Annotated in this window: 16 protein-coding genes and 2 pseudogenes; 7 read left to right on the plus strand and 11 right to left on the minus strand. The window is 39.2% G+C overall.

Translation table 11 applies throughout. The features are described 5' to 3' along the window. Nucleotides 1-15: 15 nt before the first annotated feature. Both flhB and mobA read right to left on the minus strand, forming a co-directional pair. On the minus strand, nt 16-1092 hold the full coding sequence (flhB, locus tag FIM66_RS04580; RefSeq protein ID WP_140548136.1) for a flagellar biosynthesis protein FlhB: 1077 nt from the start codon (nt 1090-1092) through the stop codon (nt 16-18). Continuing rightward, a complete protein-coding gene (mobA, locus tag FIM66_RS04585) occupies nt 1085-1690 on the minus strand; it encodes a molybdenum cofactor guanylyltransferase MobA (RefSeq protein ID WP_140600108.1) in 606 nt (201 codons plus the stop codon). Before mobA ends, flhB begins: the two co-directional genes overlap by 8 nt. Nucleotides 1691-1860: 170 nt before the next feature. Between mobA and moaA the strand changes: the two are divergent. The 5 genes and pseudogenes from moaA (at nt 1861) to FIM66_RS04620 (ending at nt 6139) form a co-directional block, all read left to right on the plus strand. Continuing rightward, nucleotides 1861-2785: pseudogene (gene moaA, locus FIM66_RS04590) on the plus strand (GTP 3',8-cyclase MoaA). A 241-nt stretch (nt 2786-3026) separates the two neighbouring features. After that, nucleotides 3027-4448: pseudogene (locus FIM66_RS08150) on the plus strand (hypothetical protein). A gap of 10 nt (nt 4449-4458) precedes the next feature. Then, nucleotides 4459-4767, plus strand: a complete 309-nt coding sequence (locus FIM66_RS04610; protein WP_140490223.1) for a hypothetical protein — start codon at nt 4459-4461, stop codon at nt 4765-4767. A gap of 10 nt (nt 4768-4777) precedes the next feature. Further along, nucleotides 4778-5755 (plus strand): sortase, encoded by a 978-nt coding sequence (locus FIM66_RS04615; protein ID WP_140490221.1) that lies wholly within the window; start codon nt 4778-4780, stop codon nt 5753-5755. Between the two features lie 63 nt (nt 5756-5818). After that, nucleotides 5819-6139 (plus strand): YkgJ family cysteine cluster protein, encoded by a 321-nt coding sequence (locus FIM66_RS04620; RefSeq protein ID WP_140501776.1) that lies wholly within the window; start codon nt 5819-5821, stop codon nt 6137-6139. 8 nt (nt 6140-6147) lie between these two features. Here FIM66_RS04620 and ftsY read toward each other — a convergent pair whose 3' ends face one another. Further along, the gene (ftsY, locus tag FIM66_RS04625) at nt 6148-7026 is read right to left on the minus strand and encodes a signal recognition particle-docking protein FtsY (RefSeq protein ID WP_140600109.1); all 879 of its coding nucleotides are present in this window, start codon (nt 7024-7026) and stop codon (nt 6148-6150) included. 5 nt (nt 7027-7031) lie between these two features. Continuing rightward, nucleotides 7032-7589 (minus strand): hypothetical protein, encoded by a 558-nt coding sequence (locus FIM66_RS04630; RefSeq protein WP_140490215.1) that lies wholly within the window; start codon nt 7587-7589, stop codon nt 7032-7034. 97 nt (nt 7590-7686) lie between these two features. Here FIM66_RS04630 and FIM66_RS04635 point away from each other — a divergent pair, with 97 nt between their 5' ends. Both FIM66_RS04635 and rny read left to right on the plus strand, forming a co-directional pair. Further along, on the plus strand, nt 7687-8355 hold the full coding sequence (locus FIM66_RS04635; RefSeq protein ID WP_140600110.1) for a 5-formyltetrahydrofolate cyclo-ligase: 669 nt from the start codon (nt 7687-7689) through the stop codon (nt 8353-8355). Beyond that, nucleotides 8333-9844, plus strand: coding sequence for a ribonuclease Y (rny, locus tag FIM66_RS04640; protein ID WP_238700918.1), 1512 nt, complete (start codon nt 8333-8335; stop codon nt 9842-9844). The genes FIM66_RS04635 and rny overlap by 23 nt, the downstream gene beginning before the upstream one ends. Here rny and FIM66_RS04645 read toward each other — a convergent pair whose 3' ends face one another. From FIM66_RS04645 to fliS, 7 genes are all read right to left on the minus strand, one after another. Continuing rightward, nucleotides 9845-11161, minus strand: coding sequence for an MATE family efflux transporter (locus FIM66_RS04645; RefSeq protein ID WP_274595185.1), 1317 nt, complete (start codon nt 11159-11161; stop codon nt 9845-9847). Beyond that, nucleotides 11161-12474: a Na+/H+ antiporter family protein gene (locus FIM66_RS04650; protein WP_140600112.1), complete on the minus strand. Its 1314-nt coding sequence runs from the start codon at nt 12472-12474 to the stop codon at nt 11161-11163. Before FIM66_RS04650 ends, FIM66_RS04645 begins: the two co-directional genes overlap by 1 nt. Nucleotides 12475-12602: 128 nt before the next feature. Next, complete coding sequence (locus FIM66_RS04655) at nt 12603-13481, minus strand: carbon-nitrogen hydrolase (protein WP_140600113.1); 879 nt, start codon at nt 13479-13481, stop codon at nt 12603-12605. A 3-nt stretch (nt 13482-13484) separates the two neighbouring features. After that, nucleotides 13485-13610 carry a hypothetical protein gene (locus tag FIM66_RS08230; RefSeq protein ID WP_140600114.1) on the minus strand — a complete coding sequence of 42 codons (126 nt, stop codon included), beginning with the start codon at nt 13608-13610 and terminating at the stop codon, nt 13485-13487. A gap of 28 nt (nt 13611-13638) precedes the next feature. Continuing rightward, entirely contained in the window at nt 13639-14298 is a 660-nt protein-coding gene (locus tag FIM66_RS04665; protein WP_194149254.1) for a tRNA threonylcarbamoyladenosine dehydratase, read from the minus strand. Between the two features lie 52 nt (nt 14299-14350). Then, on the minus strand, nt 14351-14590 hold the full coding sequence (locus FIM66_RS04670) for a hypothetical protein (RefSeq protein WP_140600115.1): 240 nt from the start codon (nt 14588-14590) through the stop codon (nt 14351-14353). Further along, nucleotides 14577-14957: a flagellar export chaperone FliS gene (fliS, locus tag FIM66_RS04675; RefSeq protein WP_001199081.1), complete on the minus strand. Its 381-nt coding sequence runs from the start codon at nt 14955-14957 to the stop codon at nt 14577-14579. Before fliS ends, FIM66_RS04670 begins: the two co-directional genes overlap by 14 nt. Between the last annotated feature and the right edge of the window lie 25 nt (nt 14958-14982).

Raw genomic sequence — 14982 nt, forward strand, 5'->3', positions numbered from 1 at the left:
GCGGGTTTAAAAATCTTAAAGAGGTTTAATAATCTTTTGTTTCTGGCGTTCTTGCTCTAATTTAGCCACTTGGGCAAAGACAATCGCTACCGCTTCAAACAATTCTTCCGGTATGGTAGCGTTTAATTTCACATCTCTATAAAGCTCTCTGGCGAGCGTTTTATTTTCTATAATTTCTATATCATGCTCTCTAGCGATACCCTTAATCCTAATGGCTAAATAATCCGTGCCTTTAGCCACTACCACAGGCACAGGGTGTTCTTCATCAAATTTGAGAGCGACGGCATAATGGGTAGGGTTAGTAACCACAACATTAGCTTTAGGGATTTCTTGCATCATTTTATTCGTGGCGTTTTTTACCATCATCTGGCGGATTTTGGCTTTGATTTCTGGGTTCCCTTCTTGCTGTTTGTATTCGTCCTTAACTTCTTGTTTAGTCATTTTTAAAGAGTTGGTGTATTGGCGGCGTTTGATGACTAAATCCACAAAAGCCAAGACAAAAAATAAAAATAAAAGCGAAGAAATGAGCCATAACGCCTTATTTTTAAACCACAATAACTGGCCTTGTAAATTCAAAAGAGCCGCATGGTTTAATTCCCCTAAAAACAAGGAAAAGATGAAAAACCCCAGGAAAAAAGCTAAAAAAACTTTTAAGGTGATCAAACTCCCATCAAGGAGCTTTTTTAAAGAAAAAAGGTTTTTGACGCCATTGATAGGGTTGATTTTAGAAAATTTAGGCTCAATGACTTTAGGGGCAAAGAGCCAGCCAAATTGCAAGACATTGGATAAAAACGCCACTACCATTAAAATGATTAAAATCGGTAAAAGCAATAAAAAAGTGTCTTTAGCCAACTGGTTAAACAGCTCTTGAACGCTTTCTTTGCTAAAATCTAGGGAAAAATCTTTCAACACATGGCGATACATTTCGCTAAAGCCATCCACCCACCATATAAAAAAAACAAAAATACTCACTAGCCCAGCCAATAACCCTAAAACCCCCACCACTTCCATGCTCTTAGGCACATTGCCTTCTTCTCTGGCTTTTTGGATTTTTTTCGCGCTAGGGAGTTCGGTTTTTTCTTCTTCAGCCATTGGCCCTCTTTTTTAAAATTTGAACGGCTAATTCATAGTCTTTTAGGGTGTTGAGGTTTAAAAATTCTTCTTCTTGATTAAAATGGATAGCGATAGAAGAGGTATTTTTCACAAGATCGCTCAAGCGATAATTTTGCGTTTTAAGGGCGTAACTAAGAGCGTTAAGGATACTTTGATGCCACAAAGAAATCAAATAATGTTCTTTTGTAGGGCTTTTAGCATAGACTACGCTAAAGTTTTGAATCCCACAAAGAGTTTTAATGCTTTCAAAGGACACTAAAGGCGCATCTATGGCGATAAAAAAAATATAAGGGGTTTGTAGCGTTAAAAAAGCGTTATAAATGCCAAAAAGGGGTGAAAAAAGGCCGCTCTCTTTTTCTAAAAGGTAGGGAGCGTTTAACTCGTAAGATTTTTTAGTGCTGATAATGACTTGTTTGAAAAGTTTTAAAAGGCGCGAGTATTGGTACTCTAAAAGGCTAGAATACGATTTTAAAGGCATGAGAGCCTTATTGATTTGAATATTATTGATGATAAAACGAGAGCTTTTGCCCCCAGCTAATAAAACGCAAGGAATGTTATCAATGATAGGGTTTTTCAAAAGATCTATCCATGTTGATGTTGTTAAGTCATTGTTTTATTATGTTACACTAAAAGCTTAAATAAAGAGCATAAGGGATAAAGGGAGTGTTAGTAGATAGTTTTAATAGGATTATTGATTATATTAGGGTTTCTGTAACCAAACAATGCAATTTCAGGTGTCAGTATTGCATGCCTGCTACGCCATTAAATTTTTTTGATGATGAAGAATTATTGCCTTTGGATAATGTTTTAGAATTTCTTAAAATCGCTATTGATGAGGGCGTTAAAAAAATTAGAATTACGGGTGGGGAGCCATTGTTACGCAAGGGTTTAGACGAGTTTATCGCTAAATTGCACGCTTACAATAAGGAAGTGGCGTTAGTTTTAAGCACTAATGGTTTTTTACTCAAAAAAATGGCTAAGGATTTAAAAGATGCCGGGTTATCACGAGTGAATGTTTCATTAGATTCTTTAAAAAGCGATAGGGTTTTAAAAATCTCTCAAAAAGACGCTCTTAAAAATGCACTAGAAGGGATTGAAGAGTCCTTGAAGGTGGGTTTAAAACTCAAATTAAACACGGTTGTGATGAAAGGCGTTAATGATGATGAAATCTTAGAGCTTTTAGAATACGCAAAAAACAGGAGCATACAAATCCGCAGAGCTTTTAGAATACGCAAAAAACAGGAGCATACAAATCCGCTACATTGAGTTTATGGAAAATACGCATGCTAAAAGTTTGGTTAAAGGCTTGAAAGAGGAAGAAATTTTAGATCTGATCGCTCAAAAATATAAGATTATGGGCATGGAAAAACCCAAACAAGGGTCTTCTAAAATCTACACGCTAGAAAATGGCTATCAATTTGGTATTATCGCCCCGCATAGCGATGATTTTTGCCAATCTTGCAATCGTATCCGCTTGGCTTCTGATGGCAAGATCTGCCCATGTTTATACTATCAAGACGCCATAGACGCTAAAGAATCGATCATAAATAAAGATACAAAAAATATGAAAAGGCTTTTAAAGCAATCTGTCATCAATAAACCAGAAAAAAACATGTGGAATGATAAAAATAGCAAAACTCCCACAAGAGCGTTTTACTATACAGGGGGGTAGGAGAAAATATTTATCATTTTAAACCTTTTTATTAAAAATCAAGCGGTTTGTTTAGGATTTTTGGTTATAGTGGCTAAGATCAAACAAGGAGGTCTTTATGGAAAAAGTCCTAGCGTTTTTTATCCCTAGTTTTTTTAGTCCTAGTCTTTCGGGGGGGGGTTACTTATAAGCCTACCCTAAACCTTTTAAAATCCCCAAAATCTCTCGCTTTTTTTAAATCTCTCTTTTTTGGAGTTAGGTCATGAAAAAAGATCGAGAAAAAAAACAAAAATACAGCAACATTACAGACGCAACCATCATGGGTTCAACTGCTGAAGAGAACGCGCTCTATGCTAGTGCTAATAGAGAGCATTTTTCTGTCTTGGATAGATTAGAAGAGATCTCAAAAAGGAAGATAAACCCCAAGTATATTAATCAAAATATCAACCAACAGGCGGGGTATTCTGCTGAAATCAAAGAGCAAGCCCATGTTAATGAGCATAATATCCTGTAAATTTGTGGGCAGAAATGGTGAGGAGTGTTTTAAAAAACTCTTATCTAAAGACTATGAAAAATATTGGGAAAATGGCGTGAAGATGAAAATCGCTAGGAATCATTATGGGGATTTTCAAAGAGCGGTCAATACTAGGATCAAGAGCCTAGAATCTCAAATCGCTAAACAAAAGGGGCTTGGCGATTTTCAAAAAGCCACTAGTTTAGAGAGAGAGCTTCAAAAATGCAAAACAATCAAAGCCCATACAAGGCCTGCGAGCGCCACTAAAGGAGAGGCAATTGAAGCCAGATTGAAGCCAGATTGAACCCAAATCTCTCCACTGCCAAAGATGTTGTCAGCATTTCGCATCGAGCAGGAATAAACGCCGCACAAACCGGTGCGTTGATAGGTGGTGGGGTCTCACTCATAAAGAATGTTTATGAATGTGTCGTAAATGGCAAAGATCCTATAAAAGCGCTCAAGCACACCACCATTGCTACCCTAAAGGGTGGAGCGCTTAGTTATGGTAGCGCGTTTGCAAGCTCATCTTTGGGAGGTTTGATGCAAAGCAGTGCTAATAAAGTCATCCAAAGCCTTGGCAAGGGCTCAGCACCTGCTATGATTGTGGGTGCTTGTGTGGCAAATGCTACGGTTTTAACTCGCTATTTTTCTGGAAAGATTGATAAAACAGAGCTTCTTAAACAGCTTGGGAAAGCTAACACCACTCTTGTAAGCAGTGGGGCTATGGCAGTTGCTGGTCAAGCGCTCATCCCTATTCCTGTGGTTGGGGCACTGGTTGGGGGCTTTGTGGGTGCGATTCTGAGCGAAACTTTTTTTAACGCTTTTCTAAAGGCTCGAGAAGAGGCTAAATTGGCGCGCCAAAGGCGTATTGAGATTGAAAGAGAATGCCGTTAAATCATCAAGCTGTTAGAGATTTATCAAAATCAATTTAAGGAGGTGTTTGAGCAATATTTTCATGGGACTATAAAATTCTTTAATGAAAGTTTTGATGAGCTGGAGAGGGCGCTTTGTGCGGGCGATGCGGATTTGGCCATAGGAGTCAATAATAAGATCCAAGAGGGGATGGGTCAAGAGTTGCTGTTTGACAATAAGCAAGAGTGCTGGGAATTTATCACTAGCCGTAAAGAGGGTTGGAATTTCATCACTAGCCGTGGAAGAACAGAAATTTAAAGGAGAAGTCATGGAAGAACAAAAAGATATGGGTCAAAGTGTGATCTTAACCAAAGTGCTGAAGTCGTTAGAAAGTGGTGGTTCTTTCAGTCAAAGAGATCGTGAGAAATTCGCACAAACCGCTAGAACGCATGGAATTGAAGATAGTGTTATTGAAGAAATGATTGATATTTATCAAACGCTTCATTTTGCTTATCTCCATGAAGATCTGATTGATGCAAGCGATTTATCAAGAGAACAAAAGAAAGCCGTGTTATTTGAGCTTCAAAAAAGCATTGATGAAAATCTAGAAGCTTTAAGAAATATCATAAACACATAAAGGATAAAACATGCCATTGCCATTTATTTTAGCCGGAGTAGCCATAGCGGCAGCAGGATACGGAGTCAAAAAAGGGATTGATGCGCTCGATGCCGATTGCGAAGCTGATGAATTTATCAAAAAGGCAGAGAGTTTAAAAGAGGAGGCAAAAAGAAAAGCTGATAGCGTGGATAGTGTGCGGTCTAGTCGCAATCAAGCTTTAGTGAGATTGGGTAAGAAAAAACTCCATATTTTAAGCCATACGGCTTCAAACTTTTTGGATCATTTCCACCGATTGGAACGCCTTAGGATTACTATCGGTACCAAAGATACTGATATGCAAGATCTTCGCAAGCAAATCTCAGACATGCGAAATCTCCTTAACCAACTTAACACCAAAGGTATTGATGGAGACTCTGCTCTGGGAGTGATTGCAGGCTATGGTAGATTAGGTGTTTCTAGTTTTACTGCTGGTGCTATTATGGTTGGAGGTATGGCAGTGGTTGGAGAGCTTGTTGCAGCTCCTGCACTCGCTATTTTGGGGGCTTTTAGTGCTTCTAAAATGGAAAAAAAGCTAGAAAATGCCAAAGCTTATTGCTCTCAAGTTGAAGCAGCCGTCAAAAAAGCAGATGTGATGATTGATCAGTTTCAAGCTATTGAAAAAATGGCGATGTATTTCACTAGGCAAATCACAAAGTTTGATGCGCTGTTTTTCTCGCTTTCTCAAGAGGCAATCGCCACGATGAAAAAGCATAACTACGATACCTATCGTTACAATCAAAAAGAAAAAGATCAACTCAGCGTTACCGTTTCAACGCTCTCGACTTTGAGTGCTTTTTTGAAAGTGCCTATCATGGACGAACACCAAAAGCTTAACGAAAAAACACAAAAAGCCCTTAATCTTATGCGAGATCAGACGGATAGCCTAGAAAATGGGAATTATAGCTTGCGTGGTATTAGTTTTAGGCAGGCACGGCTTGAAGATCTAAAAGACGATAAGACTTCTTAGGACTATAGAGCTTTAAAAGAGGAAAAAAGGGCATGAAAAAGAGAGGGTATAAAGAAGCGAGCAATGGAAGAATCAAAAAAGCAAGCAACTCCTAATCGTTTCCCTTGCACCTCTTGTGGGCTTTGCTGTAAAAATATCGCTGGGATTATTGAGCTTATTGAGTTTGATGTTGGCAATGGGGTGTGCAAGTTTTTGGATTTAGAAACGAATCTGTGCAAGATTTATGAATCATGCCCATTAATTTGCAGGATTGATGAAGCGCACAAAAAGCTTTATTCCCATATCCCGCTGAAGGAGTTTTATGCCAAAAACGCAGAGATTTGTAACGCTTTACAAGAGGCAAACCACATGGATGTGAGTTTTAGGGTTATTATTAATCAATAATTTTTAGTTTATTGTTCCACAAACACCGCATCAACCAAGTCTTCTATAAAGCGTTCTTCATCAAAAGCGATCAAATCGTCTTCTTTTTCGCCCATTCCTAAATAAAGAATGGGTAATTTCAACTCATACAGCACGCTTAAAATCGCTCCGCCTTTAGAAGTGCCATCAAGCTTAGTCATGATCACGCCATCTAGCACCAAAGTCTCATGGAAAATTTTGGCTTGCGTTAGCCCAGAACTCCCTTGCGTGCCGTCTAAAATAAGGAATTTATAAAAGGGGGCGTCTTTTAAAACTTTAGAGCAGGTGCGCGCGATTTTAGAAAGCTCGTTTTTAAGGTTGGTCTGGTTGTGCAGCCTCCCAGCGGTATCTATAAAAACTTCATCTATATTTTTAGCGATCGCGCTTTCTATAGTGTTGTAAGCTAGAGAGCTTGGATCGCTCCCTTCTTTGGCGCTAATGACTTGAATGTTAAGCTTTTCACCCCATAATTGCAGCTGTTTGACTGCGGCCGCTCTAAAGGTATCGCCGGCTCCTAAAAGCGCTTTTTTATGCTGTTTTAAAGAGAGTTTGGCCAATTTAGCGATCGTTGTGGTTTTACCCGCCCCATTAACCCCCACGATGAGATGCACTAAGGGTTTTGTGGTGATAGTTTTTAGGCGGGTTTTATCATAATAGCTTTCCCCACGCACAAAACGCAACAAAGCGACTTCTAATTGCTTGGGCGTAACCAAATCGCCTAAATGCTTTAACAAGCTCTCTATTAGATCGTATTGGATATCAAAGCCAATCAAAATTTCTTCTAATTCCTCTTTAGGGATATTTTCACGCTTTTTTTCTTTCTCTTCGCCCTTAATCTTATTGACAATTTTTTTGAAAAAATTAAACATTAAATTCAGTCCTTTAAATTGGAAATATCAAATTGGAGCATTTCTGCTGGCACGATCCCTTGATACACTTTAATCAATTGGTGTTTGTCATATAAGAGCATGTTAAAAGAATGGTTTAAAGCGTCATGGTTTAAATGATCAAAAAGAGCGGTATCTTTAGGGTTTAAAATCATCAAATCAGTTTGAGAAGGCGCAATAAAGTCTTTGATTGCATCGCTTGAATAGGGTTGATTGAGTAAAATAAGCACCCTCAAACGATCTTTAAAAGTTTTTTTTAAGACGTTAAAGGTGGGGGCGTAATCTTTTAAAGAATTATCTAAAGCACTTAAAATCAATAGGGTAGGGGTGTTAGGATCCGGGCTGATGTTTAGGGAATCTAAATCGCCTGTAATCGTGTATTCTTGGTTATTCAAATCCATAGCGGTGTAGGTTTTAGGGCTATCTTGTTGGGTGGTATTGTTTTGAGAATCTTGAGATTTTTGAGAATTTTTACAAGCGCTAAAACCTAATAAAACGATCAAAACCAGCGCGATAAAACGCAAAAAATAAGCCTTAATTCTCATTATAAACACATCCTTAAGAATAATAAAATGGTAACTAATAACCTAAAATTATACTATAATGTAAGTCTAAAATTTAAGGATTGTAACCATTAAAACGATTTTTAGAGATTTTTGTAAAGAACGCTTGAAAAGGGCTAAAGCAAAAAATAAATTCAGGGATAAACTGGCTTGCAAGCTTTTGTTTTGGAAACTCAAAGATTATCAAAATATTTTATTGTATAGCCCATTAGGGCATGAGCTTGACATTAGGTCTTTGATTTTGAAATTAAGACAAAAAAGTAAGTGCGTGTGGTTGCCTAAAAGCATCAAAAAAGGCACTCATTTTTCTAAAGAGGGTTTCACTATCGCACCCTTTAGGTTGCCCTTAAGGCGTTTGGGGTGGTTTGATGAGCCTAGTTTGTCGCGTTATTATAAGCGGGAATTAGATTGTATTGTCGTGCCGATTTTAGGAATGGATACAAGCTTTAGGCGCGTGGGTTTTGGGCTAGGCATGTATGATAGAAGTTTGCCCCAATTATTCAAAAGGCGGCTAAAACGCCCCTTAATCGTGTTTGTGAGTAGGGAATTAGCGATAGCTAATGGTGTCCTTACAAACGCCTATGACATTGAAGCGGATTTTTACATGAATGCTCGTATCGTTATGAAGAATAATAAAAGGAAACATTATGAGCATGGGGTTAATTTACATTTCATTAGAAGTCTTGGTAGCGTGTTTGATTACCGCTCTAGCCATGTATTATGTGATGAAAAAGATCTATTATGCTAGAGGGCAAACCATTTTAAAAGGTGCTTCAGCTAAAGCCAAATTGATGGAATTTCAAGCGAAATCTTTTGTGGAAGCTGAAGAGATGCGCATGAAAAGCCAAGAATGCAAGTTGCAACAGCAATATGAAAACAAGAACTTGCAACTCAAAACCCATTTTGAAAAAAAAGAAGCGCATTTGAAGCATTTAGAAGCGCAGCACAAAGAATTTGTAAGAGATGAAAAACGCTATTTAGAAAAGGAAAAACAAGAGCTTGAAAAAGAACGCCAAATTTTAGAACAAGAGAGGGAAAATTTTAAAAAACAGCGCGCTGTTTGTAAAGAAGCTCAAGCCAAAGCGCTAGATGCGATGCTCAATTACTTGGCTTATACTAAAGATGAAATTAAAAACATGATTTTAGAGCAATTAGAAGAAGAATTAGAAGCCCAAAAAAGCGCGTTAATCAAGCGTTATGAAAAAGAAGCCAAAGAAGAGGGCAAGAAAAAATCGTATGCCATTTTAGCGGAAGCGACAGCCCGTTTTGCGGGTAATTATGCGACAGAGAATTTAACAAGTCGTATCGCTTTGCCTTGCTCAGATTATGTTGGTCGTGTGATAGGCAAAGACGGAAAAAATATTGAAGCGTTTAAAAAAGTCAGTGGGGTGGATATAGAATTTAGCGAAGACAGCAGTGAATTGTGTTTGTCTAGTTTCAATCTTTATCGGCGTGAAGTAGCGAGCGAGACGCTTAAGATTTTAATAGAAGACGGCCGTATCCAGCCTAACAGGATTGAAGAGGTCTATCATAGAGTCGCGCGCAACATGGAAAAAGAATTGCTTTCTGAAGGGGAGAGCGTGGTGTTAGAATTGGAGCTTGGGGCTATGGAAGATGAGCTTAAAATTTTAATAGGCAAAATGCGTTACCGCTCTAGTTTTGGGCAAAACGCCTTACAGCATTCTAAAGAAGTCGCTCTTTTAGCCGGCTTGATTGCAGAGCAGCTTGGGGGGGATAAAAAGCTCGCCAGAAGAGCCGGTATTTTGCATGATATTGGTAAAGCACTCACCCAAGAGCTTGGGAGAGACCATGTGAATTTAGGGGTTGAAGTGTGCAAGCGTCATAAAGAAGATCCGGTTGTGATCAATGCGATTTATGCCCACCATGGGCATGAAGAGATTTTGAGCGTGGAGTGCGCGAGCGTGTGCGCGGCTGATGCGCTTTCAGCAGGGCGTCCGGGTGCTAGGAGAAAGAGCGATGAAGAATACGCTAAACGCATGCAAGCTTTAGAAGAGATCGCGTTAGAATTTGATGGGGTGGAAAAGGCGTATGCGATGGAGAGTGGGCGAGAATTAAGAGTGATTGTCAAATCCAACCAAGTTAGGGACAATCAAGTGCCTATTATTGCCAGAAAGATCGCTAAAAAGATAGAAGAGAGTGCTCAGTATTTGGGCGAAGTGGGCGTGCAAGTGGTGCGAGAAAATCGTTTCAAAACGACCGTTACGCTCAAGCAATAATCAAGCTTTTTTCCCGCACCTTTTCCATATGCCTTTAGAAAAAACCTTATAGTAGATGAATGAGCGCAAAAAAGTTTCTGATGCGATCACTACAAAAATAAATTCCACCTTAAAATGATAGATTAAAAGCAAGTAAATAGGCATGATCCTTAACCCCCATAAGCTTAGGGTGTTAATGTATAGTGAGACTTTAGAAATGCCAGCCCCTCTAAAAACTCCATCTAGCACAAAATACCCAATTAAGGGGGCTTGAGAGAGACCCACAGCGATCAGATAAGATCGCGCCACTTCTAAGACTTCTTCATCTTGAGAAAAAAGGCTCGCAAATTCTTTAGCGAATAAGACTAAAACAATCCCTAAAACCCCCATTAAACCCATAGAGATTTTTAAAATCAAATGCGCGTATTCTGTGGCGATCTTTGGCTTGTTCGCCCCTAAATTTTGCCCTGTTAAAACCATCGCTGCGATCATAAACCCAAATCCAGGCATGAACGAAAAGGTTTCAACCCTAATGCCTATTTGCATGCCCGCTAACACCTTATCCCCATAGCTCGCTACAAATTTGGATAAGAGTATTAAAGAAAATAAGCTCAATAAGCGCTCAAACCCGGCCGGCCAACCCACTCTAAACATGGTTTTTAAAAAAGAAAAATGAAAGGTTATTTTGAATTTTAAAGGGATCTTTTTGATTTGTATCCAAACGCCAAGCGCGAGTAATTCCCAATAAGAGACAACCACATTCGCTAAAGCAGAGCCCACGATCCCCATTTCTTTAAAACCAAAATCCCCAAAAATCAAGGCTTGATTCAAAAAAATGCATGCGATGACCATGATGATTTTGACAATAAAGGGGGTTAGGGTGTCTGAAAAGCTAGCGAGCGCTGAAACTAAAACATTTTTTAAAAAAATACTCGGTAGCACGATGACTAAGACTTCCAAATAATCTTGCGTCAATTGGCGCGAAGGATTTTGTAATTGCATCCAATTTAAAAAAGGCTCAATCAAAAAATAAGAAATAAACAGCACGCCCAAACAAATCACAAACGCCCCTATAAAAATACTTGAAAAAGCGTGATTGATTTGAGCAAAGTCCCTAGCCCCCACAAGCCTAGAAAGAATGGCGTTAGTGCCGGTGTATAAAATCGTGTTGATGCCATAAAAAAGCATCAAAAATTGCAAGCCCACCCCTAAAGCCACAATGTGATGGTGCGAAATCTTACCCACAAAAAAAACCGAGAGCGCGACCACTAGCACATCTAAAAAGGCATTGACTCCAGAGGGTAAGGCTAAAGAAAAGATTTTCTTAACTTGATAGATTAGCCTAATAGTAACGCTCCAAGAACTCCAAAAATAATCAAAGGGAGGTTATAGACTAAAAAAGTCGGCACGCATGTGTCATAGATATGATTGTGTTGGTTGTCTGCGTTAAGCCCGCAAGTAGGCCCCATGGTGCTATCGCTAGCCGGTGAGCCTGCATCGCCTAAGGCTGCGGCTATGCCGATGAGTAAAATCGTAGATTCTATGCTGAATCCTAATTTTGCGCATAAAGGGACATAAAACACAGCAATGATAGGAATCGTGCCAAAAGAAGTCCCTATCCCCATAGTGATAAACAGCCCTACAACAAGCATTAAAAAAGCCCCTAAAAACTTCCCTTGGATTATGCTTGTGATCGCATTCACTAAGCCATCTATCGCATGCACTTTTTGCAACACTTCTCCAAACCCGCTAGCCACTAGCATCACAAAAGCGATAAACGCCATCATCTTCACGCTATCGTCCATAAGCGAGTCTGTTTCTTTAAACTTAATGCCACGGCCTAGTAAGATAATCGCTAACGCTAAAAAGGCGGCTAAGGGCATCGAATCGGTGGCTAATTGGATCGCAAACGCCACGACAATCCCTATAAAAGTCAAGTAGTCATGGTAGTTTAATTTAAGCGAGGCGTAATCTTCTATGTTAAAAGATTTTTCTTTGTAGCGCCTGGGTTTTTTGTATAGCGTTAATACAGCCATAAGCAACCCAACAACCATCGCTAACCCTGCTATCCACATCACTCCTGTGATTTGCGCTATGGTAGAGCTAACGCCATTAGCTTTTAATTGCTCTAAAATGGTGGTTTGAAAAATCAAGCCAAACCCTACAGGAAGCACCAAGTAGGGGGCTTGCAAGCCAAAGGTTAAAGCGCAAGCGACCGCTCTTCTATCCAATTCTAGCCGGTTCATCAAATGCAAAAGAGGGGGGATTAAAATAGGGATAAAAGCGATATGCACCGGCACTAAATTTTGCGAAAAGCATGCGATGAAAGCGATCAAAAAGCAAAAAGTGGATCGCTTGTAATTCATCAAGCCTATTAATTTACTCAAAGCGACTTTAATGAGGTTGCTTTTAGCGATCGCTACCGCTAAAGCCCCTAAAAGGATGTAGCTTAAAGCGATGTTTAAATTGCCTTTCATGCCGCCTATCATTGCATTAAAACTCTCCGTGATCCCAAGCCCTCCCATAAGTCCTGCTATGAGAGTCGCGCTAATCATAGAAAGCATGACATTGAGCCTTAAAAGGCTAAGAACGCACATGCAAATGATAGCCACAAAGGCAGGATTGCTCCATATAGAGCTATTTTCTAGCATTTTTGCTCCTTGTTAAAATGAAAATACCGCACAAAAATGATAGAATTTTTGCGCTTGTTTAGCGCAAAAAACCACACCTACCATGTTTAATCCTTTTTTTAACCTTAAATTTTAAATTGATTGACCGATTAAATATAGCGCTTCAACAAATCGTTATAAAAATCAATGCGTCTGTCTCTTAGAAACGGCCACATTCGGCGCACTTCTTCGGTGCGTTCTAAATCAATTTCCGCATACAAAATCTCTTCTTTATCGCTCGCTTTAGCCAAAAATTCGCCCAAAGCCCCCACCATAAAACTAGAGCCAAAAAAAGTGATACCCCCCTTAATCGCGCCGCTAGGATCTAACTCTACGCCCACTCTGTTAGTCGCAATCAAAGGCAAGCCATTAGCGATCGCATGCCCTCTTTGGATCGTCTCCCATGCGTTTTGCTGACGCTTTTTTTCTTCGTTAGAATCTTCTTCTAAAAACCCTATCGCGCTAGGATAGATTAAAATTTCTGCCCCTTTTAAAGCCATAATCCTTGCCGCTTCAGGATACCACTGATCCCAACACACCATAAGCCCTAATTTGCCCACGCTTGTAACAATAGGCTCAAAGCCCAAATCCCCCGGCGTGAAATAAAATTTTTCATAAAACCCTGGGTCATCAGGAATGTGCATTTTGCGATACACTCCAGCGGTTGATCCATCTTTTTCAAACACCACAGCGCTATTGTGATACAACCCTTTAGCGCGCTTTTCAAATAAAGAAGCGATCAGCACCACTTGAAATTTTTGAGCTAAAGCGCTAAAAAAAGCCTTATCTTCTTCAAAATATTCGCCCAAATCAAAAAATTTAGGGTTTTCGCTCTGGCAAAAATAACTATAAGGGTTCAATTCTTGCAACACCACTAAATTGGTCTTAGGGTGTTTTTTTAGCGCTTGTTCAAGCAAGTTGGCTGTATGCTCTATGGTTTTTTTTCTAGAGCCGCAATAAGCATGCTGGAGGACGCCTGCATAAATCATTTTTCACTCTTCTTCATAATCAGAGTTATAGTCTTCATAATCGTCATCATCATAGACATTCTTATAATCCCCATACTCTTCATCATCTTCTTCTTCAAAATCTTCCAATCCGTCTTCGTAATCTTTCATTCCACTTCCCTTCATTGTTGGTAATACCTTATTGGATAATGTCTTGCACGACTTCACTCGCTATTTGCAAACCAAAACTCGCCGTAACCGCATTAAAACTCCCAAGCTCTATGCAATGCGGAACTTCAGGGCTAAAAACCACTTTAAAATCCCCTTTAAAACGGCGTTTTTTTAAAAAATCCCTAAATTTACGCCCGAATCTATCGCCATAGCTTTCCCACACGCTCCTCACTTGGATGTGTTTAGGGTTCAAGCGTTTCGCGCTCCCCATAGAGCTGATAAACTTCCCATAAGCGAAGTTTTGGCATTTTATCGCTAAGCTTGTTTTAATAGGCAAATCGTCCATGCAATCTAAAATGTAATCATAATCTCTAAAATTAAATGAATTTAAAAACGCTTCATCTATACGCAAATTCAAAGCTTGAATGCCCTTATAGAGATCTTGCAACACCAACACTTTAGATTCTCCTATCCTTTCTGAGCCAATCTGGCGGTTTTGATTGGTAACATCAAACACATCTTTATCAATGATAGTGATTTGCCCTATCCCCACACGATACAAAGCGTCTAGCGCAAAGCCCCCAACGCCCCCCACGCCACAGATTAAAACCTTTTGTTGGCGGATTTTTTCAAAATTATTTTTAAACAACCACCTTATGCGCGTGAATCTATCTATGGGTTCAGACAATCTTTAGCCTTCAATAAAAATAGTGGTTTTATTGTATCGTAGTTTAAAAAATCTAAGACAAAAATTTTTGAATCTTTTTAGCCTTATGCATTTGTGATTGCAGTTCTTCTTTTTCTTTTTCTAATAGTTCAATGCTTTGGGCTATCATTTCCTTAAGGCTTAAAAGCGTGTCTAAATCTAGGTTTTTTATTTGCTCTAAAGAAAGACGCTCTATCAATGAAAAGGCTTGCTTAGAATCTTTTTTAACAAGAGCGATTTTAAAGGAATCTAATAACACATCAAGCGAGTTCATCTGAATGGATTTCTCTCCATGCTTCTAACAACCCCCTAGCCACATTCAACACCAAATCAATCTTACTCGCATCATTTTCCACATTGGCTTGCGTTAAAACTTTGATTTGATGGGTGTATAAGCCTGTAAGATACACCGCCACTTCCCCCCCTTTTTCATAATCTAAAATATTCAACAATTCCGTGAAAATATCCGTAACCCTATTAATATAATAAATCTTTTTTTCAATGTCTTCATTTTCAATACAGCGTTTGGCTTGCGAAGAAAATCTTAAAATCCCTTCATAAAGCATTTCAATGAGTTTTGCCGGAGATTCCACACTCACTCGGTTATGCTGGTAGGCTTGATAAGCGTTAGCGTATTGCATAATGTTCCTTTATCCTTTAAAATTG

This window comes from Helicobacter pylori, from assembly GCF_006439795.1.
Classification (GTDB): domain Bacteria; phylum Campylobacterota; class Campylobacteria; order Campylobacterales; family Helicobacteraceae; genus Helicobacter; species Helicobacter pylori_CR.